The 24,969-nt window shown below is 55.7% G+C and carries 29 protein-coding genes and 1 tRNA gene; 18 read left to right on the top strand and 12 right to left on the bottom strand.

Annotation, left to right across the window (positions count from 1 at the left end; all coding sequences use genetic code 11):
• Window positions 1–6: 6 nt before the first annotated feature.
• The 12 genes from C814_RS12085 to C814_RS12045 form a co-directional block, all read right to left on the bottom strand.
• Window positions 7–834, bottom strand: coding sequence for a PP2C family protein-serine/threonine phosphatase (locus C814_RS12085; RefSeq protein ID WP_016315586.1), 828 nt, complete (start codon window positions 832–834; stop codon window positions 7–9).
• A 104-nt stretch (window positions 835–938) separates the two neighbouring features.
• Entirely contained in the window at window positions 939–1,451 is a 513-nt protein-coding gene (locus C814_RS12080) for an FHA domain-containing protein (RefSeq protein ID WP_016315585.1), read from the bottom strand.
• Between the two features lie 25 nt (window positions 1,452–1,476).
• Window positions 1,477–2,022: an FHA domain-containing protein gene (locus tag C814_RS22250; RefSeq protein ID WP_016315584.1), complete on the bottom strand. Its 546-nt coding sequence runs from the start codon at window positions 2,020–2,022 to the stop codon at window positions 1,477–1,479.
• A gap of 10 nt (window positions 2,023–2,032) precedes the next feature.
• Window positions 2,033–2,491: a J domain-containing protein gene (locus C814_RS12070; protein WP_016315583.1), complete on the bottom strand. Its 459-nt coding sequence runs from the start codon at window positions 2,489–2,491 to the stop codon at window positions 2,033–2,035.
• An 87-nt stretch (window positions 2,492–2,578) separates the two neighbouring features.
• Window positions 2,579–3,010, bottom strand: a complete 432-nt coding sequence (locus C814_RS12065) for a hypothetical protein (protein WP_016315582.1) — start codon at window positions 3,008–3,010, stop codon at window positions 2,579–2,581.
• 18 nt (window positions 3,011–3,028) lie between these two features.
• Window positions 3,029–3,457, bottom strand: coding sequence for a hypothetical protein (locus tag C814_RS12060; RefSeq protein WP_016315581.1), 429 nt, complete (start codon window positions 3,455–3,457; stop codon window positions 3,029–3,031).
• Between the two features lie 114 nt (window positions 3,458–3,571).
• On the bottom strand, window positions 3,572–5,755 hold the full coding sequence (locus tag C814_RS12055; protein ID WP_016315580.1) for a hypothetical protein: 2,184 nt from the start codon (window positions 5,753–5,755) through the stop codon (window positions 3,572–3,574).
• Window positions 5,756–5,860: 105 nt separating this feature from the next.
• The gene (locus C814_RS0104510) at window positions 5,861–6,196 is read right to left on the bottom strand and encodes a hypothetical protein (protein WP_022788364.1); all 336 of its coding nucleotides are present in this window, start codon (window positions 6,194–6,196) and stop codon (window positions 5,861–5,863) included.
• Between the two features lie 275 nt (window positions 6,197–6,471).
• Entirely contained in the window at window positions 6,472–6,642 is a 171-nt protein-coding gene (locus tag C814_RS24925; protein WP_369750558.1) for an HNH endonuclease, read from the bottom strand.
• 122 nt (window positions 6,643–6,764) lie between these two features.
• Window positions 6,765–6,941, bottom strand: coding sequence for a hypothetical protein (locus tag C814_RS23600; RefSeq protein WP_155846369.1), 177 nt, complete (start codon window positions 6,939–6,941; stop codon window positions 6,765–6,767).
• Between the two features lie 52 nt (window positions 6,942–6,993).
• A complete protein-coding gene (locus tag C814_RS12050; protein ID WP_022788362.1) occupies window positions 6,994–8,766 on the bottom strand; it encodes a vWA domain-containing protein in 1,773 nt (590 codons plus the stop codon).
• Window positions 8,767–9,199: 433 nt separating this feature from the next.
• A tRNA-Arg gene (locus tag C814_RS12045) sits at window positions 9,200–9,276 on the bottom strand.
• Between the two features lie 328 nt (window positions 9,277–9,604).
• Between C814_RS12045 and C814_RS12040 the strand changes: the two genes are divergently transcribed.
• From C814_RS12040 to C814_RS11950, 18 genes are all read left to right on the top strand, one after another.
• A complete protein-coding gene (locus C814_RS12040) occupies window positions 9,605–11,107 on the top strand; it encodes a DUF1538 domain-containing protein (RefSeq protein ID WP_016315577.1) in 1,503 nt (500 codons plus the stop codon).
• 13 nt (window positions 11,108–11,120) lie between these two features.
• Window positions 11,121–11,495 carry a hypothetical protein gene (locus C814_RS12035; RefSeq protein ID WP_016315576.1) on the top strand — a complete coding sequence of 125 codons (375 nt, stop codon included), beginning with the start codon at window positions 11,121–11,123 and terminating at the stop codon, window positions 11,493–11,495.
• On the top strand, window positions 11,485–11,823 hold the full coding sequence (locus tag C814_RS12030; protein ID WP_016315575.1) for a P-II family nitrogen regulator: 339 nt from the start codon (window positions 11,485–11,487) through the stop codon (window positions 11,821–11,823). The genes C814_RS12035 and C814_RS12030 overlap by 11 nt, the downstream gene beginning before the upstream one ends.
• A gap of 375 nt (window positions 11,824–12,198) precedes the next feature.
• The gene (locus C814_RS12025) at window positions 12,199–13,167 is read left to right on the top strand and encodes a type I phosphomannose isomerase catalytic subunit (RefSeq protein WP_016315574.1); all 969 of its coding nucleotides are present in this window, start codon (window positions 12,199–12,201) and stop codon (window positions 13,165–13,167) included.
• Between the two features lie 158 nt (window positions 13,168–13,325).
• Entirely contained in the window at window positions 13,326–14,225 is a 900-nt protein-coding gene (locus C814_RS12020; RefSeq protein WP_081644966.1) for a DMT family transporter, read from the top strand.
• An 88-nt stretch (window positions 14,226–14,313) separates the two neighbouring features.
• A complete protein-coding gene (locus C814_RS12015) occupies window positions 14,314–15,246 on the top strand; it encodes a glycosyltransferase family 2 protein (RefSeq protein ID WP_031219606.1) in 933 nt (310 codons plus the stop codon).
• Between the two features lie 18 nt (window positions 15,247–15,264).
• Window positions 15,265–16,143: a glucose-1-phosphate thymidylyltransferase RfbA gene (rfbA, locus tag C814_RS12010; RefSeq protein ID WP_016315571.1), complete on the top strand. Its 879-nt coding sequence runs from the start codon at window positions 15,265–15,267 to the stop codon at window positions 16,141–16,143.
• A 39-nt stretch (window positions 16,144–16,182) separates the two neighbouring features.
• A protein-coding gene (locus tag C814_RS23595; protein ID WP_155846368.1) for an IS5 family transposase occupies window positions 16,183–16,940 on the top strand; the annotation gives its coding sequence in 2 pieces (ribosomal slippage) (window positions 16,183–16,501 and window positions 16,501–16,940; 759 coding nt in all).
• 107 nt (window positions 16,941–17,047) lie between these two features.
• Window positions 17,048–18,451, top strand: coding sequence for a diguanylate cyclase domain-containing protein (locus C814_RS11995; RefSeq protein WP_016315568.1), 1,404 nt, complete (start codon window positions 17,048–17,050; stop codon window positions 18,449–18,451).
• Between the two features lie 99 nt (window positions 18,452–18,550).
• Complete coding sequence (rfbC, locus tag C814_RS11990) at window positions 18,551–19,105, top strand: dTDP-4-dehydrorhamnose 3,5-epimerase (RefSeq protein ID WP_016315567.1); 555 nt, start codon at window positions 18,551–18,553, stop codon at window positions 19,103–19,105.
• Between the two features lie 10 nt (window positions 19,106–19,115).
• The gene (gene rfbB, locus C814_RS11985; RefSeq protein ID WP_016315566.1) at window positions 19,116–20,156 is read left to right on the top strand and encodes a dTDP-glucose 4,6-dehydratase; all 1,041 of its coding nucleotides are present in this window, start codon (window positions 19,116–19,118) and stop codon (window positions 20,154–20,156) included.
• A complete protein-coding gene (gene rfbD / locus C814_RS11980) occupies window positions 20,153–20,992 on the top strand; it encodes a dTDP-4-dehydrorhamnose reductase (protein WP_016315565.1) in 840 nt (279 codons plus the stop codon). The genes rfbB and rfbD overlap by 4 nt, the downstream gene beginning before the upstream one ends.
• A gap of 208 nt (window positions 20,993–21,200) precedes the next feature.
• Window positions 21,201–21,557: a DRTGG domain-containing protein gene (locus tag C814_RS11975; RefSeq protein ID WP_016315564.1), complete on the top strand. Its 357-nt coding sequence runs from the start codon at window positions 21,201–21,203 to the stop codon at window positions 21,555–21,557.
• Entirely contained in the window at window positions 21,550–21,975 is a 426-nt protein-coding gene (locus tag C814_RS11970; RefSeq protein ID WP_016315563.1) for an ATP-binding protein, read from the top strand. The genes C814_RS11975 and C814_RS11970 overlap by 8 nt, the downstream gene beginning before the upstream one ends.
• 180 nt (window positions 21,976–22,155) lie before the next feature.
• Window positions 22,156–23,502 carry a [Fe-Fe] hydrogenase large subunit C-terminal domain-containing protein gene (locus tag C814_RS11965; protein WP_016315562.1) on the top strand — a complete coding sequence of 449 codons (1,347 nt, stop codon included), beginning with the start codon at window positions 22,156–22,158 and terminating at the stop codon, window positions 23,500–23,502.
• Window positions 23,499–23,834 (top strand): DRTGG domain-containing protein, encoded by a 336-nt coding sequence (locus C814_RS11960; RefSeq protein ID WP_016315561.1) that lies wholly within the window; start codon window positions 23,499–23,501, stop codon window positions 23,832–23,834. The genes C814_RS11965 and C814_RS11960 overlap by 4 nt, the downstream gene beginning before the upstream one ends.
• The gene (locus C814_RS11955) at window positions 23,831–24,541 is read left to right on the top strand and encodes a PHP domain-containing protein (RefSeq protein ID WP_016315560.1); all 711 of its coding nucleotides are present in this window, start codon (window positions 23,831–23,833) and stop codon (window positions 24,539–24,541) included. The genes C814_RS11960 and C814_RS11955 overlap by 4 nt, the downstream gene beginning before the upstream one ends.
• On the top strand, window positions 24,538–24,903 hold the full coding sequence (locus tag C814_RS11950; RefSeq protein WP_016315559.1) for a NusG domain II-containing protein: 366 nt from the start codon (window positions 24,538–24,540) through the stop codon (window positions 24,901–24,903). Before C814_RS11955 ends, C814_RS11950 begins: the two co-directional genes overlap by 4 nt.
• Window positions 24,904–24,969 lie beyond the last annotated feature (66 nt).

Here is a 24,969-nt window from a genome sequence, read left to right as displayed (position 1 = left end):
CCAGGGTCAGGGCCGGACCAGCAGGATACTGGCGTTGTCCTTATCCTCGACCGGGCATCGGTTGATCCGCTGGATGATCTCCAGCGCCTTGTCCTGGCAGCTCCCCTTGCCCTCGAGTACCTCCTCGATCTCCCGCCATGCCAGGCAGTCGTAGACCCCGTCGCTCATCAGGACAACCGTATCCTGTGCATCCAGCGTGAGCGGGGTATCGAAAAATTCGATGTCCCGGAACCCATCCTGCCCGACATAGTTGTAAAGCCGGTGCCGTTCCAGCATCGCGACCGCGTCCTGACGGGTGAGCCTGCCGCGCCGGAACTCCCGCTGGGCGAGCACATCCACCGTATGGCCCTCGCTCACCGGGACCAGGTCCCCCCTGTGGAACACCGCGATCCGCACATCCCCGGCCAGCGCGTAATAGAGTTTGCCGCTGCGGATCATGGCAGCGGCGACACTCGCCGACCCGCGCTGCTCGTCCACCGTTTCTAGAATCTGCCGGTTGGCGGCGTGGAACGCCTTGCGGAAGTAGTACTGCGGGTTGTCAAATGCGTTGTAGTCCAAAAACAGGTCGGAAAAAATCTGCACTGCGATCCGGCTGGCGACCCTGCCCCCGTACCGTTTGCCCATACCATCCGCGAGGACCGCCAGAATACCGGCGTCGGTGACCTCTGCCGCACAGTTGTCCTCCTGCACCTCCCGGTGCCCGATGGTCATGCATTTCCCGATGTCGGCAGCCGGCTTCGCCGGATATCTCTTCGGGCGGGCGCGCAGGACGATCAAAACGACCAGAAGTGCGGTAAGGCCAAGGATCGCGATGGCATGGACCGGCAGATTCAAACTGTTTCCCTCCCGAATGATTCGCGTCTATTTCAAAGTCATACGCAAAAGTTTTGTCCGCCTGTTCAAGGCGCCCCTGCAAAAGCTCCCGCAACCCGGATTCTTTATGCGTCCTTCTGATCTTCCCACATAAAATGCTCCCCGCAGAACGGGATAAACAGGAACTTGCTTTTCCCCAGCTCGATGATGTCATAGGGGTTGAGCACCTGCGGCGTATAAACAGCGTCGTCGTTCAGATAGACGATCCCGTTGCTGTCCCCGGGCAGCAGCACCGTCTGCTTCTTTTTCGGGTCGAACACCACGATCCCATGGTTGCGCCGGGAGATCGCGTTGTCCCCAAGGATCTGGATGTCCATATCATCCGCCCGGCCGATGAAGTTCTTGCCGGTCTTGATCTTGTAGTCCTTCCCCTGCCGCGCGCCCGAGATACAGACGATCCATCCGCAGACCGGCTCGATCTCCTCCAGGAACAGCTTTTCCTCGATCTCCTCTTCGGTGCGCGCACCGGTCTCCTGCCGCTCAGGGGTAGCGGTTTCAATGTTGCAATAAGGGCAGACGGTGCCATATCTTCTCGATGAAAACAGATGCCCGTTCTGGCAGCGGATCATGTTGCTCATGCATGTTCTTCCTCTCTTCTGAAAATTACCGGATTGCCAGCCTTGTCAGGCCGCCGACAAAAAGGATGTCCCCTTTTTCCAGCCGGCAGGGCTTATCTGCGGAGAGCCGGTACTTTTTCCCGTCCGCCGCTTTTTGTACGGCAATCCCGTTGCGGGAATTGAGATCCTCCACATACCAGCTTCCAGCGGTGTAGTTGAGCACAGCGTGTTCCACGTCGATCATCCCTGCATAGACGGTGTTGTCAAGGTTGACGTCCACGTCGTTTTCCCCGACATCCCGGCCGATCAGCATGGCGGTCCGGCCGTAAAGGTCCCACACCGCCAGCTCGGTCCCCTCCTCACTGAGCAGCGCCAGTTCGGTGATGCCGCGGCTGGTGCCATTCGGGGATGGCAAAACAGGAGAGCGGTGGTCCCTGCGGACCGCAAGGATGAGGTACCCCAGCGCAGTCAGGCCGAACACCAGCAGGGCGGCCTGGCGCAGGGAAGACGGCTCGAGATAGCACCATGAAAGGATGCCCGCCGCAGCCGCGGTCGCAACGATCGACCAGTCCAACATCCAGTTCCTGTTCATCTTCCCACCCCTACTTGAACCCCATAAAACGCTCGAACATCTGGCTCATATCCAGCGGGTTCTGTTTCTTTTTGGAACCGCTGCCGCTGAGCTTTTCCTCGTTGGTGATCTCCCCGGTTTCCGGGTTGAACCCGAAGAAGGATTCGAACCCCCGGCCCATGGATTGTGCCATATTGGAAATATCAAAATTCGGGTTCACCGGCGCCCTGGACGCCTGCGGACGCCGCGGAGCTTCTGCCGCCTGTTTTTTGCGGGCTTCGGCTGCGCAGTCGGCGTCGTACCGCCCGCGCGCGGATTCCTCCCCCAAGACCGAATACGCCTCGTTGATCTCCTTGAAACGCGCTTCAGCCTGCCGGTCGCCCGGATGCAGGTCCGGGTGGTTTTCCTTGGCAAGCCTGCGGTAGGCTTTTTTGATCTGATCGGCTGTCGCCGTTTTTGCTACTCCCAATATGCCATAATAGTCTTTCATACTGCGGTACCGCCATTTCCTGTTTCATTTGGAGCGCCAGAAAGGGGGCGTGCCCGGATTTTGCCCAGACACGCCCTTTTTGCCGTTTTATACAGCGGGGTATCCGCCTTCCACTGCTACATTGTTCAGCTTGTCCTTTTTCTGCTTGAGCATCAGTGTAAAGGTGCCGGTGCCTTCCACATCGCCGAAGTGCTCCTGATAGTCCACGACAAACGCGTTCGGGAAGGTGTATTTGCGCTCCATGATTCCGCCCTGGATCACCTCAACGGTGACATTGCGGTAGCACGCTGCCTTCTCGGCCGGGACCGCGGACCAGAGGGCCATCTGACGGGTGCTGTCGAACGGGTCGCCGTCCACAGCCGAAAGAATCTTGCCCTTCAGAATCAGGGTGCTGCCCACGTCTTTTGTGCGGGCATCCGAATTCAGCGGGATGTCGGTGGTCATCCGTACTGAACGGACACACTCCTTTGCGATCTCAAAATCCCCGCCGCCGCCAGAAACTGTTACTCTCAGAGACATTCACCATTCCTCCTTTTCTTATTCGCCTGCGAAGCCGCCTTCCAGCTTGACCTGCCGGGTCTGATCCTTTTTCTGCTTCATGTGCAGATAGAAGGTGCCCACGCCGGTCTCGTCGTCCAGCTCCTCGGTGTAGTCCATCACAAACGCATGGGGAAGCTCAAACTGGCGCACCACGTTGCCTGCCGCGATGACATCCAGCTTTGCGCTGCGGTAGCAGAGCGCGTCCTCAGACGGCAGCCGCGACCATTTGGAAACATTCAGGGTGCTGTCCGACTCCTGCCCGCCCAGCGAGAAGAGCATTTTGCCCCAGATCTTCAGTTCCATGCCGTAGTCGGTCGCGCGGGCGTTGCTGTCGTGCGGGGAGAGCGAAGAGAATTCCGCGTTGATAATCGCCCGCTCGTCGAACTTGATCGGGTCTCCTCCGGTTACTTCCAGTCTAAAACCCATAAGATTTCCTCCGTTTCTAAAAATAATAATATCGTCAAAGCACCTGGAAACAACAGGCTGGCTCCAGGTGGTCTGATCCTGAAGGTGAACCCTCTGTCCACCAGAATGCCGGCATTACGCGCGCTCCGATGCGGTGCTGCGGTTGATCTCCACATCCAGATTCCTGACGTTCCCGTTGAAGGTGATGTCAAGCGTACAGATGCCGTTGGCCTCGTCGATCGAGAAGGTAACGTCATCCCCAGGCCCAAGGATCGCGTTGATATACTCCTTATTTTTCACCCACTGGCTCTTCTGGCTGGCAGGGTTGTTTGAGAAGAAGCTGATGATGTTGTCCTGCTTGAAGTCGCCGGTGGCATGGCGCAGAACCCGTTCAATATAGGTGGTAACCTGCGTTTTGTAAATTGGCTCGTAGACCGAACCGTCCAGCAGCAGGCTGCGGGCCTTGTAAACCATGATGTTGGTGACCTCAATCCCGTCGAGCAGCGCGTTTTCCGAGCTGAACACAAACCCGAAGCTCTTGCGGTTGATATCCGCCTTGATGCTGTTGGTAAAACCGGTGATCTCCTTGGCCATCGTCGTATGTACCCGCAGTGCGTGGTCCTCTGCCTCAATGTCGAACCGCACCCCCGGCAGCTCCATATTGACATTGCGGCGGAATTTCTCCTTGAGGTAGTCCGCCGACTGGTAGGCCGAAACCAGGCCGGCCGCAATGAATGCCGCCCCGATGTAAACCCCGTCGATCCAGAGCTTCATGATGTCCTCTTTTTCTTTGGACAGCTCAACGACATTGTCTTCGGTGACCAGCATCTTCTTGTCGAGGATCACGCCGGACTTGTCCTTGGGGATGATGGTAAAATTGGGGATACAGGGAATCGCCATCTCGCTGTACGGCTTCCCGATCAGCGGCGCGCATCGCTCCTCGAACTTTTCGATTCCTTCGGTCGCCATATAGTTGAAGGTGGTCTTGTCTCCCGTTTCGTAGCAGAAGAAGCACTGCACCTTGTAGTCGTTGAGCACCTGGAGGGTGCGGGAGAGGGACTCCATGCTGACCAGCCCGGTCTTTTCAACCTCCTTGTTCCCCTTAAACCGCTCACGGGTGAGCTTCATCTTGGAATTCTGGTTCAGGGAAACCGACGGGATGATGCAGTACCAGACCGTATTGTGGAAATCGTTTTTGGCGTTGGTGGAGTTGAGGTAGGTTTGCAGGCGGACGATGTTGGTGGTCTTGGCAAGCATCTCGTTATTGGTGTTCGCAATCAGCATCGAAGGGCGCATGTCCTTGACCTTTTTCCGCGGAGTCTGCTCGAAGAACGCCCAGACCCCCAGGATTTTCTCGATCAGCGGTTTGACTGTCTTGATGAAATCATCCTTCGCGGCCTTATAGAATTCCAGATAGGAGTTGTAGTTGGCGACCTCCTGTGCCACGTCGATGGTGGAAACCATCGTGGAGGGAAGCGGGCAGAAGGTGCGGGATACCAGCGCTTTGACATAGGTGCTGCTGCTGTCCCCGTTCAGTGCTTCGTAATCCTCCTCTACCGCTGCGATGAGGCCGGTGTTGATGTTGTCATCGAGCGTTGCGAGGGCGGTCGTCTCGGCTTTGGGCGCTTCCAGCACCTTGAGTTCGCCGTTTTCCCCCATGCTCAGCACGCCAAGCGCAAGGGGCGTATTGTCCTGCTGCTGGGAGCCGTCCCCGAGCAGCAGACGGGTCTTGATGTCCTCGATCGCCAGCGGGAGCATGGCCATAACATTGTTATAGTTCACCGACGCTTCCTCAAACATGACATTCAGTTTATCCGCAATGTCCAGCTTGTGCGGGTCCCCATCCTCAAGCTGGGCGTACTGCTTGTAGACATGCCGCAGCTCCTTGCGCTCCTGCCGGATGTCATCCATCACCTTTTTGGGGGAGATCAGATCGGTCAGGTTCTCGAACTTGAAGTCCACATTGATGATGCCCTGCGCACGCTTGGTCTCGATCAGGGTCATGAGCATCTTGAGGAAATCGTTCTGCTGGTTGAGATGGATTTCGGTCAGCATCTCTGCCGGGATGGTCTCCGGCTTTTTCAGGGTGTACATCACCTTCTGGTTGTTCGCATTAAAAAAGTTGTAGACCACCGGATCAAACTTTTCGAGGAATTCGTCAAAGCTGTGCACCAGCAGATGCTCATTGATCTCCTTGATTACCTCGTCGCTCAGGCTGTCCAGCCCTTTTACGTCCCCTACAAGGGTAATCAGGTCGAGCTTTTCCGGGTTGATCTCCTCGATCAGCAGGGTCCGGTTGGTCTGGTTGATGATGGCCATAATAACCTCACGTCCTCATTTAGTAAATATAATACCGCAATCTCCTGAAGGAACCAGAACATAACGGTTGTTTCACAGCCGGCTTATGGGCCGTCGGCGGCAGAATCAATCCTGTAGAAAAGAAACCGGCTTAACATAGGCATCCGGAACCGGCTCCCAGTATTTGCACCCGGCAAGCTGGATCATCCGTTCCAGGAAAAATCCAAAAGAACAGTCCAAAGGATAAAAGAGCTCAAGACAGGAGATGTCTCCGAAAAACAGGTATTGACCGCTGCCAAGCCGGTTTCCGTCGATCAAAATGGTGTCGTCATCAAAAATTGCGATCGGATAGACCCCTTTTACGAGCAGGCCCTCAAGGGCAGAAAGACAGTCCGATACCTCCTCCACAGAGAAAAAACGGGTACCACCGAAGCTCTGAAAGGTCAGCCCATTTGACTCCATCCAAAATCGTTTCAGGTCTTCCGCAAATACGATCTGATTTTTTTGGGATATACGCTCAATTTCTGCTGCACCCGCTCCGGGATATTTTCTATAACAACGACCCAAAACCTCACCATCTGAAAAAATTTCATGATTTCCATTTAATATATCTATACAAGCCATTAGACTTTTAATGTCCATGCTAATTCACCTCTTGTGAGCGATAACGGGAGTCCGTGACAACTTTTATAGAAAAAATATTATTTTAAACCTGGAGCGATTGCCTAAAAAGAAAATCAGTAGCCCGCAAACCAAGACGTGAACTCTCTATGTTTTGTCTCAGGCATAGGAATTAGATTGCTATAGTTATTTTGTCCTCCATATGCCCTTGGACGCATATGATGTACTTGCCAGTTATCCCAATTTTGGGTTTTTCCGTTTAGATAAGTTTGTTCAAACCATTTCAGATATTTCGTACGATCACTACTAGTCCAGCTAATTGACGTTGTCTTATTCCAAATTTAGAGACGGTTCTGGAACTGTGACACCACAGTCAGAATTTGTATATGTAGGATATATAACCCCAGATTTAAACCCCAGATTTATTAAATAATTTTGTTCCAGAGGCATTATCAAATGTATTTCCATTTACCTTGGCCCCTGCCTTAAAATAAGCTGTTTTAGCTGTTGCTTCAATGTACTTACTTTGTCCGCCACTAATCACAAAAGATTTATTGAGAATTTCCCCTAGTTTCGATTTGTTCATCACCTTCTTTGTCGCAGGATGCCATATGTAATCTTAGAAATGCTGCGCTTTTTTATCGTTTCTCGTTTGGCCGCACGTTTTTGTATTGCAGGATCAGTTCGCTGTCATCGGTAAAGGTAATGGAGACCTTCTCCTCAAAATGCACCGGAAAAACGCGGCCCTTCATCATGAGGTCCCGGTTTTTGAGCACTGTGCAGTCGGAGCTATTCTCAAAGAGCAGGGAACGGTCCGGGCCTGGCAGCAGGTCGATTTCCCTGGCGCCCACATCCCCGAAGTCGATCCCGCAGGAGGAGAGGATGTAGTGGAGCCGGACCCTTTTACGGGACTGGCGGTAAAGCGGGAACACCTGCGGCGGAATATCCCGGTCATCCGGCGCGCGGACAATATAGAGGTTCAGCTTCCCAGAAAAGTGGTACTCTTCCGAGGGGGGAGCCGGCGATGCTTCGGTCTGGAGCCCGGCGCCTCCCGCCTTCTGACGTCCTCTGCGGAGGATCAGCAGCAGGACGCCGCCCAGAAGGGCGACCACCGCGATCAGCGGGCGGTAATCCGGTTCGGGTTCCGGGGGCGGCGGCGCCATCGCCGGTTTATCCTGATGTGCAGTGACTGGCGTCAGCCCTGAAAAATTCCCTGCAATCCCCGAAAAATCCGCTTCTACGGTATAGTTGCCGTCCGGGCTGTAGGGGACCTCCACCTGAATGGCGCCATCCCGGACCGCTGCCCGATAATCCTTCCCGTTGACGCGGAGCGGGATCGCCTGATTTTGAAACAGTTCGCTCGCAAACAGGCTGGCCTCCGGGTTTCGTTCGGTTCCGGCATGGATGGTGACGATCGCTCCGGCAGGTTCCGGCTGGGACTCGGTCAGTTCCTTCTCCCGATAGGCCGCATCCACCTGTAGGCATACCTGATATTCCGGAATCAGCCTGGCATGGATTTCCCCCGAAGAAGCTGTGGTAAACGAGAGCCCTACCGAAGTCTGTGCCGGACGGGTCAACTCTGCCACCGCAAAATGGCGGCCGGTAACCACACGGATGTCCTGAGCGCTTGCGTCTGTGGTGATGTTGGACAGCGGCTGATCCGAGGTGAGCAGGATTTTGGCGGACTCCATATCTGTGTCCGGCAGGGTGATGTGCAGACGCCCATCCCGGGCGCCGCCGGCACCCACAGAGAGCTGCCCGACCCCGAGATCGGAAAACAGAAGCTGTTCCGCAGCCGCTTCAATCTCAGACTGGCCTTTTGCATGGTAGACGCTCCCCCCGGTTCTCCGGGAGGCGTCCAGAATTTTGAGCGTTTCCTCTGCCGCGGGGGTGTTCAGCAGGATGGTGTGGATCGTGATGCCCTGACCGGCTGCCTGCCCGACCATGGCGTCAAACTTTGCGACAGCCTCCTCGGTCGCCGCTGTATGGCTCATGACAATTTCTCCGTCCGAAAAAACCACCACCTCTTTTGCTTCCGCTGTTTCCGAAAAGAGGGAAAGCGCGGTTTCCAGACCTGCACCTGCATTGGAATATCCGGTGTATCTGGTCTGCAAAACAGTATGGTCAAATTCGGACAGATCTGCCTGAGGGCCTATGAAGCTCTGTACGTCTGTCTCATAGCTGACAAACCCGACATCATAGCCGGCAGGCAGGCTGTACGCCATCTCCCGGATCATGTCGGTTGCCATATTGTTTTGAATATGGTTCATCGAATTGCTGGCATCCAGCAGAAATATCACTTCGCGGGAGCTGTCGGGACCTGCCGCCGCTGCGGGCAGCAAAACTGTACCCAACAGCAGGACAACAGCAAGAAAACCGGCGGCGATTATTCTTTTGCTGATATCCCTCACCCCTGTTTCCCGTCTGTGGGATAGACGGAAAATATTTTTCAAGCCCAGACGACTAGTTTATAGTTTATTGAATATTTTTACTATTCTATCAGTAGTTAAGCATACTTTTCGTCATTTGTCAACATAATATTTTAAAATTTTGCTCGATATATGTTTTTCTTATATATATGTAGGTAAATAAATGACAGGTGCTATGAAAATACGATCAATTTTATGGAAACAACAGGATAGAACGATTGGTCTGTCAAACGAAAAAATGCCCCTCTGACCCGAACCGGATCAGAGGGGCGCGGCCTGGAGACCAGCATGAAACTGGTGGGTTCAGGGAATAGCAAAACAACAGAAGCCCGGTCGAAAAAACAGGGCCTCTGCTGTCAGGAACACATCTTTCGGTTAAAAAAACCGGAGCAGGCTATTAAAAGTCTGCTCCGGTTGGCGCGCTTGGAGGGACTCGAACCCCCGACCTACTGGTTCGTAGCCAGTCACTCTATCCAGCTGAGCTACAAGCGCAGGAAACTGTTGTCTATATTACCTCATTTTTTACGGTTTGTCAACCCCTTGAAACGGCAAACTTTGAAATTTGTGCCGTAATCGCGCGGCCGGAATCTTTAAAATGCGGAAATTCTGCACCGGTCTCTTTTGACTGCTTGCATCGGCACCTGTCATTCTGTGCAGCATAGCAAAATTCTGGATTTTAAACAGACATTTTTTGCGGCAAAATGGAGGTTTTATCCTGCAATTTTCACAAAATTGGATTTCTTTTTTTCAATTGCCTCTGTTCCCTCTTTCTGGTATACTAAGTTTATATATCCGAAATCTCTGATAGAAGGAGGCTATGATGAACAAAAACCTATGGCTCAAAATCAAGGAGTCGATCTCCTCGGTGCTGCCGATCAGCGTGGTTGTACTGATCCTGCACCTGACGATCGCGCCGCTCCCGCTCGGGACACTCATCCTCTTTGCGGTGGGAACTCCCTTGCTGATTCTTGGCATGGGGCTTTTCACGCTGGGGGCTGACCTGTCGATGATGATGATGGGGGAGCGGGTTGGCGCACAGCTCACCAAAAGCCGGCGGCTGACCTTTCTGATCTGCATCGCTTTTATTATGGGCGTGATGATCACGATTGCCGAGCCGGACCTCCAGGTGCTTGCCCAGCAGGTGCCGTCGGTCCCAAACATGACCCTGATTCTGGCGGTCGCGTTTGGCGTCGGCGTGTTTCTGGTGCTCGCACTCCTGCGCATCCTCTTTCAGGTGAGCCTCTCGCTGATGCTGGTCGGGCTTTATCTCGCCGTCTTCGCGATCGCCGCGTTTACTTCGCCCGATTTCCTGGCAGTCGCGTTCGATTCGGGCGGCGTCACCACCGGGCCGATCACTGTGCCGTTCATCCTCGCACTGGGGCTCGGTGTGGCAGCTGTGCGCGGCGACGCCGGTTCCCATGACGACAGCTTTGGCCTGATCTCGCTCTGTTCGATCGGGCCGGTGCTCACGGTTCTGATCCTCGGCATGTTTTTCAATGCAGAGGGCGGTGCGGCCTCCTCTTCCGCCCCGGCTGCGGTGGAAAACGCGGGGGACATCTTCCGCCTGTTCGCGGAGTCCCTGCCCCATTATGCCAAGGAAGTACTCATTGCACTGCTGCCGATCGTCCTCTTTTTTCTGGTTTTTCAGCTTGCGGCACTTCATCTGCCCAAAATCCAGATGATCAAAATTTCGGTCGGCCTTGTCTATACTTATATCGGGCTGGTGCTGTTCCTCACCGGCGTCAACGTCGGGTTCATGCCGGTCGGAAACCTGCTTGGCGCGAAGATTTCCCAGCTCAGCTACAACTGGGTAATCATACCGATCGCAATGCTGATTGGATTCTTTGTTGTTGCGGCGGAACCGGCCGTCCATGTCCTCAACAAACAGGTCGAGGAGGTCACCGGCGGCGCCATCTCCCGGAATTCGATGATGGCCGCCCTTTCAATCGGCATTGCCTGCTCGCTGGGGCTGGCAATGGTCCGGGTCATGACCGGGGTAAGCATCTGGTATTTCCTGCTGGGCGGCTACGCGATCGCGCTCGGACTGTCGTTTGTTGTGCCGAAGATCTTCACCGCAATCGCGTTCGACTCGGGCGGTGTTGCATCCGGCCCGATGACCGCCACCTTCCTGCTCCCCTTTGCGATGGGAGCGTGTGAAGCGCTCGGCGGCAACATGCTGCGCGATGCGTTCGGCATCGTGGCCATGGTGGCGATGACGCCGCTGGTGACCATCCAGTCGCTGGGCGCCGTCTTTAAGCTGAAAACCATACTCGCCGCACCTATTGCCATGGCGGACGAAGAACTCGAGATCATCGAGCTTTGAGGAGGGGATTTTGATGCAGAATACCAAGCGCGCTCCGGAAAAGGTCTCCCTGATCATCGCGATTGTCGACCGTGGGAAAGGGAAGCGGCTGACTGCGCGGATGCATGACGAGGGGGTTCGGTTCGACCTCTGCCTGTTGGGGCATGGAACGGCGGACTCCTCCCTGCTCGACTATCTCGGGCTGGGCGAGACCGAAAAAGACATCATTCTGGGCGGGATTGAGACCGTACGCGCCCGTCCGCTGCTGCAAAAACTCAAGCAGGAATTTTCGATGGAACGTGCGGGCGGCGGGATCGCGTTTTCAATCCCGATCGTGAGTGTAGGGGGGGCGCAGACGCTGGGCTTTCTGGCGGGACACGAAGAGGGGGAGCTAAAGAATGAGCGATAGAAAATGTGCATTGATCGTTACGATTGTCAACCGCGGACACAGCGAATCCGCGATGGAAGCGGCGAGGGCCAGCGGCGCGACCGGCGGTACCGTTCTGAATGGACGCGGTACCGGCCTGAAGGAGGTCGCCAAATTTTTCGGGATCACGATCACACCGGAAAAAGAGGTCATCCTGATCCTCACCGACGAGAAACAGAAAAAGCCGATCATGCAGGCGATCGCCAAAAAAACCGGGCTGAAGACCCGCGGCAGCGGGATTTCCTTCGCGCTGCCGGTGGATTATGTGGTTGGCGCCCCTTATTTCGAGGCCATGTTTGAAGATGCCTGACCCTGTCATATCGTACCGGAAAAAGGGCGCTTTCCCACAGGGGAAGCGCCCTCCCTTATTCGGTCCAAGGTTGCAGGAACGGGCACGCCTGAACCTGCGGGCCTTGCCGCGGGGGTGTCCCATCTGATCCCGCCCCGAAGCCGGACAGGCGGAACCCTCCTTGGAAACAGCCTCTATTTTTCACATTGATTCCCTGATTTTCCTCGGGCAAACAGGGGATTCCTGCATAGAATTGGATACGGCTTACAAATTCCCGGGCATCTGCGCAGATTTGCCCTCTGGTTCTCGCGAAATTCCTTGAAATCTGCGGACCGGCGTAGTAAAATAAAAAAGCGGTCGCTGCCGCGTTCCGAAATGGGAGCAAGGGGGAAAAACATGAAGCCGTTTTTGCTGGCGCCATCCTATCAGGATTACCTGTGGGGTGGGGAGCGCCTGAAACAGGAATACCACAAACAGACCGACCTGTACCCGCTCGCTGAAAGCTGGGAACTTTCGGCGCATCCCGACGGCCCGAGCGTAATCGCCTCGGGAGAGCTTTCGGGGATGCCGTTTTCACAGTTTGCGGCAGAATACCCGCAACTGTTGGGACATGCCTATGCAGGCAAACAGGAATTCCCGCTTTTGATCAAGCTGATCGACGCGGAAAAAGTCCTCTCGATCCAGGTGCATCCGGACGACGATTACGCGCGGGAATTTGAAAATGGCCAGCAGGGCAAGGAAGAGATGTGGTATCTGCTCGACTGCAAAGAAGGCGCCTCCCTTTATTTTGGGTTCCGTGAGCAGATCAGCCGGGAGGAGTTTGGGCGCAGGCTCTCGGATGGGACGATCACCGAGGTGCTCAACCGCGTACCGGTCAAAAAAGGGGATGTCTTTTTCATCGAAGCAGGCATCATCCATGCGATCGGCGAAGGGATCGTCGTTGCTGAAATCCAGCAGAACTCCAACCTGACCTACCGTGTGCACGATTTCAACCGCCTCGGGCCGGACGGAAAGCCTCGTTCCCTCCAACTGGACAAAGCGCTCGCGGTCACCTCGCTGGTTCCGTCCAAGCCACAGCAGCAGGCCGCTGCTGGACCGGTCCGGGAACAGCCCGGGCAGTTCCGGGTGAAGCCGCTCGTCAGATGCCGCCGGTTTTCGGTTGACCTCGTTCAGGTGGAGGCCGCATATACCCATCCTGTCGACCCGGCGTCGTTTGTTTCGATCCTCTGTGTCGAGGGGGCCGGAACCTTACGTTGGAAGGAAGAATCGCTTTCCATGCAAAAAGGGGACAGCATATTTGTGCCCAGCGACTGCGAACAAGTCAGCCTCATGGGGACCGGGGAATATCTGTTTACCTACCTGTAATCATACATAAAAACAGAAAAGAAAGACAACAAAGAAAACCGCTGTATCCATACTTATAAGAACCCGCTTTTCGGACGTTTCATCCCTGTGGATACGGCAAAGACAAAAGACAGCCTGCATATTCGCGGGCTGTCTCTGCTCTTTTTCAGGGGAGGAAGATGATGATGAGCCGGACGGTAAAAGGCTATCTTTTCAGCATTCTGTCGGCGGTGGTGTTCGGCAGCCTGCCTGCAATCGCAAAACTGATCTACGCGGAGGGGCTGAACCCGCTCAGCCTTGTTTTTTTCAGGAACGCACTGGCAGTCCCGGTGTTATTCGGCATCCTCCGCTGGAAAAAAATATCCCTTCGTCTGACACGCAGACAGGCGGTTCAGCTCTGCCCGATCGGGCTTTTGTGCGGGCTGATTACCCCTGGCCTGCTTTTTTTATCCTATGTCTATATCTCTTCCGGTATGGCAACCACCATTCATTTCAGTTACCCGGTATTTGTGCTGCTCGGATGTGCGCTGTTCTTCCGCGACCGGATCACCCCGGTGCGGGCGCTCTGCGTCCTCTCCTGTACTGCGGGTATCCTCCTGTTTTATACGCCCGGGGAATCCGCCAACCTGTTCGGCATGGCGATCGCCTTCATCTCCGGGATCACCTACGCGGCCTATATCATCGCACTTTACAGGAGCTGCCTACGGGAAATTTCCCCGTTCCTGTTCAGCTTCTACATGTGCCTGGAGAGTGCGGTGCTGCTGCTCGCCGGGCTGCTGCTTGCCGGGCAGTTCACCCTCCCTGCGACTGCGCTCGGCTGGTTCGCTACACTGGGGCTTGCGGTGGCCGCTTCGATTGTCGGCGTGGTCCTTTTCCAGATCGGCGTCAGCCTGATTGGGCCGCAGAACGCTTCGATTCTAAGCACCTTCGAACCGATTACGAGCATCACGCTGGGCGTCCTGATCTACCGGGAGCCATTCGGACTGAAAACAGCATTGGGCGCGGGTCTGATCCTGCTTGCGGTCACCCTGCTTTCGTTGGCGGAAAAACGCAAGGGAAGCCCTGTGGCGGAATCCTAGCCGGCGGAGGGGACGGGTTGCAAGTTTCCGGCGGATGTGATAGAATGAAGGGTAATATCATCAGAACGATTTGGAAGGCGCCGATATTGTGATTACGATTCTTATGGCAACCTACAACGGGGAATCCTATCTTGCGGAACAGATCGAGTCGATCCTCCGCCAGACCGAAACCCGCTGGAAGCTCATTATCCAGGATGACTGCTCCACCGACCGGACCGCGGCAGTCGCGCAGGAATTCGCGGGGCAGTATCCGGAAAAAATCCGCCTGATCCGGCGGGACAGCCCATCCGGATCGGCAAAGAACAACTTTTTCAGTATGCTCTCGCTGGCAGATACCCCTTACTGCATGACCTGCGATCAGGATGACGTGTGGCTTCCGGAGAAAATCGCGCTCACGCTGGAAAAGATGCGGGAATTGGAGTCCGCCTGTGGGGCGGACACGCCGCTTCTGGTGCATACTGATCTGAAGGTCGTGGACAGCAGGCTGAACGAGCTTTCCGGTTCGCTCCTGTATATTCAGGACCTGTCCGCCAAACGGGACGCCCTCCATCAGCTCATCGTTCAAAACATTGTGACCGGCTGCACGATGATGGTCAACCAGGCGCTGCTGGCGCGGTTTGTCCCGATCCCGGAGGCGCAGAACTGTATTATGCACGACTGGTGGCTCGCCATACTCGCGGCAGCGTTCGGAAAGATCGGATTTGTGGAGACACCCACCATCCTTTACCGGCAGCATGGCAGCAACCAGGTCGGCGCCAAAAATGCGCACAGCCTCTCCTACAACTGGGCGCGGTTCCGGGACCGGGCCGGCGCAAGGACGGTCCTGCGGGACACCTACCGGCAGGCGGGGGAATTCCTGAAGGTTTACCGCGCAAAGCTGGACACACAGCAGGTCCGGCTGCTGGATGCCTACAGCGGCGTCCCCCTGTATCCGAAATGGAAGCGGGTCTGGGTCCTGCTGCGGTACCGGCTGTTCAAAAAAGGGTTCAAACGGAAACTTGCGCAAATCTTATTTGTATAGAAATGGATGGGGCTTTTTATGAAAGGAATTGTTCTGGCAGGCGGCTCTGGGACCCGCCTCTATCCGCTCACCATGGTGACCTCCAAGCAGCTCCTGCCGGTTTATGATAAACCGATGATCTTTTATCCGCTGTCCACATTGATGCTGGCGGGCATCCGTGACATCCTGATCCTGTCAACCCCACGGGACCTGCCGAATTTTGAGCGCCTTCTGGGGGATGGTTCGGATTTCGGCATCCAGCTTTCCTATTTGGAACAGCCCTCGCCGGATGGTTTGGCACAGGCATTCCTGCTGGGCGAACGGTTCATCGGTGGGGATAGCTGCGCAATGGTTTTGGGCGACAACCTGTTTTACGGGAGCGGCCTGATCCGGCATCTGAAAAAAGCGGCTGCACAGCAGAGCGGCGCCACTATCTTCGGCTACTATGTGGAGGACCCCGAGCGGTTTGGGGTCGTGACGCTGGATGCGGCGGGAAACGCGGTTTCGATCGAGGAAAAACCAAAAAATCCGGTTTCCAACTACTGTGTAACCGGGCTTTACTTTTACGATCAGACGGTCTGCGAAAAGGCCAAGAAAATCCGGCCCTCCGCGCGCGGGGAGCTGGAGATCACCGACCTGAACTGTGCCTATCTGCAGGAGGGGACCTTACAGGTCACTACGCTCGGGCGGGGCTATACCTGGTTTGACACCGGGACAGTGGACGCGCTTGCACAGGCGTCTGACTTTGTTCGTATGATCGAGAACCATCAGGGGGTGAAAATCGCAGCGCTCGAGGAAATCTCATACACCAACGGCTGGATTTCTAGGGAACAGCTTCTGTCGGCAGCGGACCGCTACGGCAAAGCGGCTTATGGAAAACACCTGCGGGCGGTGGCAGACGGAAAAATCCGGTACTAGGGTCTGTTCACACAAACAAAGATATGCTATAATAAAGGAATGGAACTGAAGAAAGAACAATACGAACAAATCGCAGAGTGCTTTCCGAAACAGCGGAAACCAGCAAAAATCAGCAATCTGGATGTATTGAATGCGGCGCTGTACGTAATGGAAAATGGGTGCAAATGGAGGAGCCTGCCCAAAGAATACGGAGATTGGCACGTGATCTATGTCCGGATAAACCGCTGGGCGAAAAAGGGAGTTTTGGAAAAAGCATTTTTGCGTTTGCAGCAACTGGGAATCATAAAAATCCAAGTAAACGTGGTCAGTTTGGATTCCACCTGCATCAAGGTCCATCCTGACGGAATGGGTGCACTGAAAAAAACGGAGCGCAAGCCGTCGGAAGAACACGTGGTGGGTGGAACACCAAACTTCATATGGTCGCCGCATCTGATCGAGATGGGGTGATCTTTTCGCTGTCTGCCGGAAACCGTGGAGATGGCCCTGAAGGCCGTACTCTTTTGCAGCAGCTCGGTCCGGCGGATCACCCGGTTTACCTTCTGATGGATCGGGCCTACGAAGGGGATGAGACAAGAGCTTTGGCAGTGGAACTTGGCTATATCCCTGTTGTTCCGCCAAAAAGCAATCGCAAAGATCCTTGGGACTATGATAAAGAGCTGTACAAACAGCGCAACCAAGTTGAGAGGCTTTTTCGCCGTATCAAGCGATTTCGTCGCATTTTTACCCGCTATGACAAACTGGATGTTATCTTTTTGGCTTTTGTCTTTTTTGCTCTCATTGTCGATGTGCTTATGTGAACACTACCTAGAAGCGGGGGATGCAGTCTCCATAGCTTCTGGGGAAAGAGATTTCGTCTGCCTACGGGATGGAGACACCGGTGTTGAGGATTAGAGAGGGATATGGGATGAAAACAATAAAAAAGCTGTGGAACTATTCCTGCTTCGACTGTTACGCTTTTGGGATACTAATTGCGGTTGAACTGTTGATGTCGTTTACCTTTCTGGGGTATCTACATATTCCGCCTATTTCCGTTACCATCGCATATCTCCCCATTCTGGCGGCAGGCTGCCTTCTCAGCCCTGCGCACTCTGTAGTCATTGGGTTTACCTTTGGAATCGCCAGTATGTATAAAGCCTCCTCATCCTATGTGATGCCGGCAGATGCAATATTTTCTCCCTTTTTAAGCGGAACCCCGGCCAGCAGCCTTTGGTTGAGTGTCGGGACAAGGACGCTGTTTGGGCTGATCATTGGGGCCGCGTTTTTAGCCGCGAGGAAAACAAAGCGCAATCGTCTGTGGATCGGGGTGGTTGCTGCGATTTCTCCCAAGGTGCATTCGCTGCTTGTTTACGCTGCGATAGGGACTTTGTTTCCAGAACTCGGGTACCGTTACAGCTCGGCGCTGCACTGGGAATGGGATGATGCAGTCTTTGCGCTCATCTGCGTAGTCACCGTTGAACTTCTGTGGACAGCCTATCAAAGCAACACCATGCAAAACATCCGTTTTTGTATTGATCAGTCGGTCGACAACCCCTACTCCTCCAAAAAAATGAACCTGTTCTTTGTGATATTCGCCTTTTTTATCCTGTTTATGGCAATTTGTGCAACCTTCTATTTCTCTCAAAGAGAATCTTATATGCTCAACCAGCATGGGTTCGCGGTATCCGATCAGGTCTCTTCTGATCTGCTGCACTTGCAGATCCAATTCTTGGTGGCTTCTCTGTCACTGAATGTGATTTCTGTGATCCTTTTGAGCTGCATCTACAAGTATATGTCGTACAACGGGTACCAGAGAGAGATGGACGAGCTAACTGGTGTAATGGGAAGGCGCATGTTCCTTTATCATTGCGATAAAATGCAGAAAACGTGCAGCACAACCACCCAAAAAACCGGCTGGTTTTTGTTTGTGGATGTAGATTATTTTAAGAAAATCAATGATACCTTTGGGCATCCGGTTGGAGATAAGGTCCTGAAAGAGATCGCGATGCATCTGCAAGTGATTTTTGGAGAGGATGGAAAGGTGGGAAGGCTTGGCGGGGATGAATTCGCCGTTATCATCGAAACGCCAATGCCGCCGCAGGAACTGGGTCAACGGCTGGAACGGTTCCTGAACCTGATCTCCGGCATACTGCCTGAGCAAAAAACGAGCTGCAGCATCGGCGCCTGCCAGTTTGTTTTTCCGCAAACTGTGAAGCATATCTTAACCGAAACGGATAAGATATTATACCAGGCAAAGGAGAACGGACGGGCCTGTTACAGGATGCAGGCGCACCCATGTCAGGAACCCGTGACCTGCGGCGGGAACGGTTAGGCCCCCTGGCCAGCTGTTTGTGTATCGTCTGGGCGGGTTATCTGCCTGCCCGGTTGAAAAAACGTTGATTTCTATGACTTGCGATAGGAGGCGGTCAATATGCAGGTGATCCCAACCGGGCTTCCTTCGGTTTATATCCTGGAGCCAAAAGTCTTTGGGGATTCCAGGGGTTGGTTTATGGAAACGTGGTCGGAGCGCGACCTGGAGCGGGCCGGGCTTCACTACCGTTTCGTGCAGGATAACCAGTCCTTTTCCGCGCAGAAAGGAGTGCTGCGCGGCATCCACTTCCAAAAGGGGGACGCCGCACAGGCAAAGATCGTCCGGTGCAACAGGGGGGCTGTTCTGGATGTGGCGGTCGATCTCCGGAAGGGTTCCCCGACCTTTAAAAAATGGGTTTCGGTGGAACTCTCCGCCGACAACAAGCGGCAGCTTCTCATTCCGCGCGGGTTCGGCCACGCATTCCTCACGCTGACCGATTCGGTAGAGTTCCTGTATAAGGCCGACCGGTTTTATACGCCCGAGGCGGACCGGGGCATCCGTTGGAATGACCCGGAAATTGGGATTGAGTGGGGCTGTGAGAATCCAGTCCTGTCCGAGAAGGACCGGAACGCTCCCTCCCTGAGCGAAAGCGACGTCGATTTTATCTATGAATGAGGGGCTTACAATGAAACGATTGATAACAGGCGGAGCCGGATTTATCGGAAGCAACTTTATCTACTATCTGCTGGACCGCCACCCGGAGGACCAGGTCGTTTGTATGGATGCATTGACCTATGCGGGCAATCTGGAAACACTGGCGGACGCGGCTAAAAATCCGCGCTTCCGGTTTGTAAAGGCGGATATTGCAGACCGTCAGTCGGTCTACGCGCTTTTCGAGGCGGAAAAGCCGGATGTGGTGGTCAATTTTGCGGCGGAGAGCCATGTTGACCGGTCGATCAAGGACCCGGAAATATTTTTGCGCACCAACGTCCTCGGTACAAGCGTACTGCTCGACGCCTGCCGGATTTATGGAATCCAGCGGTTCCATCAGGTTTCCACCGACGAGGTCTATGGAGACCTGCCGCTCGACCGCCCGGACCTCTTCTTTACCGAAGATTCCCCGGTCCGCGCCAGCAGCCCTTACGCTGCGTCCAAAGCGTCCGCAGACCTGCTGGTACAGGCCTACCATCGCACATTCGGCGTCCCGGCCACGATCTCCAGATGCTCCAACAACTATGGTCCCTACCAGTTCCCGGAAAAGCTGATCCCACTGATGGTGGTGAATGCGTTTCAGGATCAGCCGCTCCCTGTCTACGGAAAGGGGGAAAACGTCCGGGACTGGCTGTATGTGGAGGACCATTGCTCCGCGATCGACGAAATTCTGCTGAAAGGGACCGCCGGCGAGCTGTATAACATCGGCGGGCACAACGAGCGCACCAATCTGGAGGTGGTCCGGACGATCCTGCATGAGGTCAGGAAACCGGAAGAACTGATCCAGTTTGTGCAGGACCGCCCCGGGCACGACCGCAGATATGCGATCGACCCTGCAAAGATGCAGAAGACATTCGGGTGGGCGCCCAGGACCGCGTTCAGCGACGGCATCCGGAAAACCATCCGGTGGTATCTGGAGCATAAAATCTGGTGGGAGCATATCGCCAATGGGCAATACCGGCAGGCACGCCTGGCATCCGATATCGGCCGCCCAATGGGGGAGGGGCTGTCTTGAAGGTGCTGGTGACCGGTTCCCGCGGACAGCTGGGTAGCGATGTCTGCAAAGAACTGGAAACACGTGGAATCCCATATTGCGGCGTTTCGACCAGAGAATGTGATATAACGGATGCAAAAGCAGTGGATGCCCTTTTGGAGTCCTGCCGCCCGGATGCCGTGATCCACTGCGCCGCCTATACCGCTGTAGAAAAGGCGGAATCCGAGCGGGAGCGCTGCTGGCAGGTCAATGCGGACGGTACACGCAGCCTTGCGCTGGCCTGCCGCAGGACCGACGCGAAGCTGCTCTACATCAGCACCGATTATGTCTTTTCCGGCGAGGGGGACCAGCCGCATCGGGTGGACGATCCCACCGGCCCGCTGAATGTGTACGGTGAGACCAAACTTGCCGGGGAACAGGCGGTCAGGGAACTGCTGGAGCACCACTGGATTGTCCGTACTTCCTGGGTCTTTGGGAACCATGGCAGCAATTTTGTGAAAACCATGCTCCGTCTCGGGGCGGAGCGGGAGGAAGTGCGCGTGGTGGATGACCAGGTCGGCTCCCCCACCTATACGGGTGATCTGGCAAAGCTGCTCTGCGACATGGCTGCGGGTGACAAATATGGGACCTACCATGCGGCAAATGCGGGGTTCTGCTCCTGGGCTGAGTTTGCCCGGGAGATTTTCCGGATGGCTGGCCTGCCGGCGAGGGTGCTCCCGGTATCGACAGCGGAATATCCATCCAAGGCCGTCCGGCCGATGAACTCAAGATTGGATCAGAGCGCACTGCGAAAAGCAGGGTTCCAGCCCCTGCCGCATTGGAAGGACGCATTAAACGTATTTTTCAGTCGGGCCTGACTTTTCACCAAAGAAGTCCGGAGCGGGTATCCCCCTGCTCCGGGCTTTTTCAGGTTTCTTTTTGGCAGCCTGCCTCAAAAGCTGCCCTGAAGGAAAGGCCGGCAGCTCTTCCGAACAAAATCTCCAAAAGCGGATTGCGCCAACCCTCCTAAAGATGTTACAATATGAAAAAGGAACACTGAAAGAGGCCAATGAAAGGGGATTCATTATGACTGTCAGAGAGATTCAGCCGATTCTGGATGCGACCGTCTACTGTGAAGGTGCATCGTTCGATGCTGCGGTAAAGACCGCATGCGGCAGCGACATGATGAGCGATGTGCTCGCCTATGTGAAGGACCAGAGCGTCCTGCTCACCGGCCTGCTCAACTCGCAGGCGGTGCGCACTGCCGAAATGATGGATATGCTCTGCATCGTCTTTGTACGGGGAAAATGCCCGGACGAGTCGATCGTCCGGCTTGCGCAGGAACGGGGAATCGCTGTCATGAGCACCAGATACCCGATGTTCGCTGCCTGCGGCAAACTGTACGAAAAGGGCCTGAAAGGGGGGGAGGACACGGATGTCTGATGCAATCCGTCTGGAATATGAGGTTCCCGGGGACGATTTTACCCGGGCAGGAGAGGCTTCGAGCGATGTCAAGCGGCTGCTGAAAAAGCTGGGCGTAGCGCCGGGGGCGGTGCGCCGGGTGGCAATCGCGCTCTACGAAGGGGAGATCAATCTCGCCATCCACGGCGGCGGCGGGCAGATCGTGGTGGAAGTTTCACCCGAGGAGGTCTCCATGGTGCTCTCTGACCATGGGCCCGGCATCCCCAATATTGATCTGGCGATGCAGGAGGGCTGGTCCACCGCCCCGGACAGTGTGCGCAACCTGGGGTTCGGGGCAGGCATGGGTCTGCCGAATATGAAACGGAATGCCGACGAAATGACGATCGAGAGTGAGGTTGGCGTGGGCACAACGGTGCGGATGAAGGTGCAGGTCGGCTAAAAATCCTGTTTTTTCGTTCAGGTTTTACTCGCTTTTGTCCCAGCTTAAGAGCCGTCTGCGGCAGCGGGTTTCACACTTCGGGCTTGAACGGCAAGAAGAGAGGGCGTTCCCTGCAAACGAACTGGGCAGGACCCCAAAGTGAATGTATGTGTGGATTTTTATGGAATGGAGGAATTCAGGATGGAGCGAGGAACGTTTTTCCACTCGGTGACGCTCGACCGGGAGAAGTGTCACGGCTGCATCAACTGTGTCAAGCGGTGCCCCACCGAGGCGATCCGGGTGCGCAACGGCAAGGCACAGATCATCACCGAACGATGTATCGACTGTGGAGAATGCATCCGGGTCTGCCCACATCATGCGAAACAGGCGACCTTTGACTCTTTTTCGGCGATCGACCGGTTTCCCTATAAGGTTGCTCTGCCTGCGCCCGCGCTTTACGGGCAGTTCAATAACCTCGATGATGTGGACCCGGTGATCGGCGCACTCGAGCTGATGGGGTTCGACGAGGTGTTCGAGGTGGCGCGCGCGGCGGAGCTGGTTTCGGATGCAACCCGCCGGTATATGGCAGGCTTCCAGGTGCGGCGGCCGGTGATCAGCTCGGCCTGTCCGGCAGTACTGCGGCTGATCCGGGTACGGTTTCCAGAGCTGCTCGATAACATCCTGCCGATGCACGCCCCGATCGAGGTTGCCGCGCGGCTCGCCAAGCGGGAGGCCGCTGCCAAAACGGGCCTGCCCCCTGAACAGATCGGCGCATTTTTTATCAGCCCCTGTCCCGCTAAGGTGACCGCAGTCAAGATGCCGCTGGGCACCGAGAAGAGCAGCGTGGACGGTGTTCTGGCGATCCGGGAGGTGTATCCCCGTTTGATCAGCCTGATGAAGGACGTCCCCGTCTCCGCGGGCGAGCTTTCAGGCGCGGGCCGGATGGGAATCGGCTGGGGAAGCAGCGGCGGGGAAGCTGCCGCTGCCCTGCGGGAACGCTATCTCGCTGCCGACGGGATTGAAAATGTGATCCGGGTGCTCGAGGACCTCGAGGATGAGAAGTTTTATGACCTGGACTTTGTGGAGCTGAACGCCTGCTCGGGCGGCTGCGTGGGCGGGGTGCTCAACGTCGAGAACCCGTATGTAGCGCGGGCCAAGCTCAAGCGGATCCGGAAATACCGCCCGGTTTCCTGCAACCGCCTGCCGGACGACGACCTCTCCCCCTACCAATGGGACCTCGCCGTACAGTATGAGCCGGTACTCGAGCTGGATGCCAACCTGAAAGCCGCAATGGAAAAGATGCGCCAGATGCATGAGATTGAGGAACGGCTCTACGGGATGGACTGCGGAAGCTGCGGCGCGCCCTCCTGCAAGGCGCTTGCCGAGGATGTGGTGAGGGGCTTTGCGGAGGAGAACGCCTGCATCTTTAAGCTGCGGGACGAGATGCGCGCGATGGCCGACGGGCTGACCCGGCTCGCGCGGGCGCTGCCCAGAGCGTCGAACAGCGAGGACAGCCGCGAAAATAGTGAAAAGGAGAAAAGCCGATGACAGTAAAAGAGGTTGCAGAGCGGCTGGGGTTCTCCCTTCTGGCTGGGGAGGAGTCGTACGGGCGGGAGGTTGAAAGCGTCTACTGCTGCGACCTTCTCAGCTTTGTGATGGGCCGGGCGCCTGCGGACAGCGCGTGGGTGACTGTGATGGGCAACGTCAACGCGATGGCGGTTTCAACGCTGGCAGATACCGCCTGCATCGTACTTGCCGAAGGTGCGGCGCTTGATGCGCAGGCAAAAGAGAAAGCTGACCAGAACGGGATTGCGGTGCTTGGAAGCAAACAGCCGGTCTACGAGGCCGCCCGGGCCATCGACCAGCTGATCCGCGGATGAGGCCGGTATTTTATGACCTGCATATCCATTCCTGCCTTTCCCCCTGTGGGGATGCCGATATGACAGTGAACAACATCTTGAACATGTCTCTGCTCAAGGAGCTGGAGATGATCGCGCTGACCGACCACAACACCTGCCGCAACTGCCCCGCGCTGATGCAGGCCGCCGAAGGGACCGGTCTGGTCGTGGTACCCGGGATGGAGCTTTCGACAGCCGAGGAGGTGCATGTGGTCTGCCTGTTCCCTGCCCTGGAAAACGCGATGGCGTTTGACCGGTATGTCTACGACTGCCTGCCGCCGTTCGCAAACCGTCCGCAGATTTTCGGGGAACAGACCATCCTTGATGCGGAGGACCAGCCGGTCGGGACGCTGGAGAAACTGCTGGTCAACGCAACCTCGATTGGGATTTCCTCGCTGCCCAGCCTGATGCGGGAGTACGGGGGGCTGTGCTTCCCTGCCCATATCGACCGGGGGAGTTACAGCGTCCTTTCCAATCTGGGGGCCCTTCCGCCCGAGTGTGGATTCCGGGCGGTCGAGGTTGCTGATCCGGCCCGTTTTTTTGCGGACGGGCAGCACGCCGAAATCCGGGAACAGTATACGGTCGTGGTCAGTTCGGACGCGCACTACCTCGAAAACATCTCCGAGCGGGACCACTGTATCCATCTGGAGACAACCGATTTTCATGGATTGGCAGGGCGGATGTTATGAACCTTCGTAAACTGGAACTTTGGATTGTCGCGGCGCTGCTTCTCGGATGTGGCATCTGGGGCGCACTGCTCTACCTCCCCCGGTCGGGTGAGCCGGTGGCAGTACTCTCGGTCGACGGGCAGACCCTGCGTACCATCGACCTCACCCGGGCTTCAGACGGTGTTTTCAGCATCCAGCCCGAAACCGGCAAGGCTGTAGCGTTCGAGATACAGGATGGCGCGATCCGGTTTCTCTCGTCTGACTGCCCGGACCAGGTCTGCATACAAGCTGGATGGGTTGCGCGCCCGGGGGAACGCGCGGTCTGTATGCCTAATCGGACCGCCCTGGTCTGTTATGCCCGCGAGGAGGCCCCGTCGCCTTAGAGCCTGTTCAGCATCTAGGGGTTGTTTGAAAAACCGAAACGACCGTCTTTTTCTCTATTTTCAAAC

Origin of the sequence: Anaerotruncus sp. G3(2012) (assembly GCF_000403395.2) — a bacterium.
Lineage (GTDB): Bacteria > Bacillota > Clostridia > Oscillospirales > Ruminococcaceae > Anaerotruncus.
The sequence above is the reverse complement of the archived record's forward strand: the minus strand, read 5'-3'. Positions and strand labels throughout refer to the sequence as shown.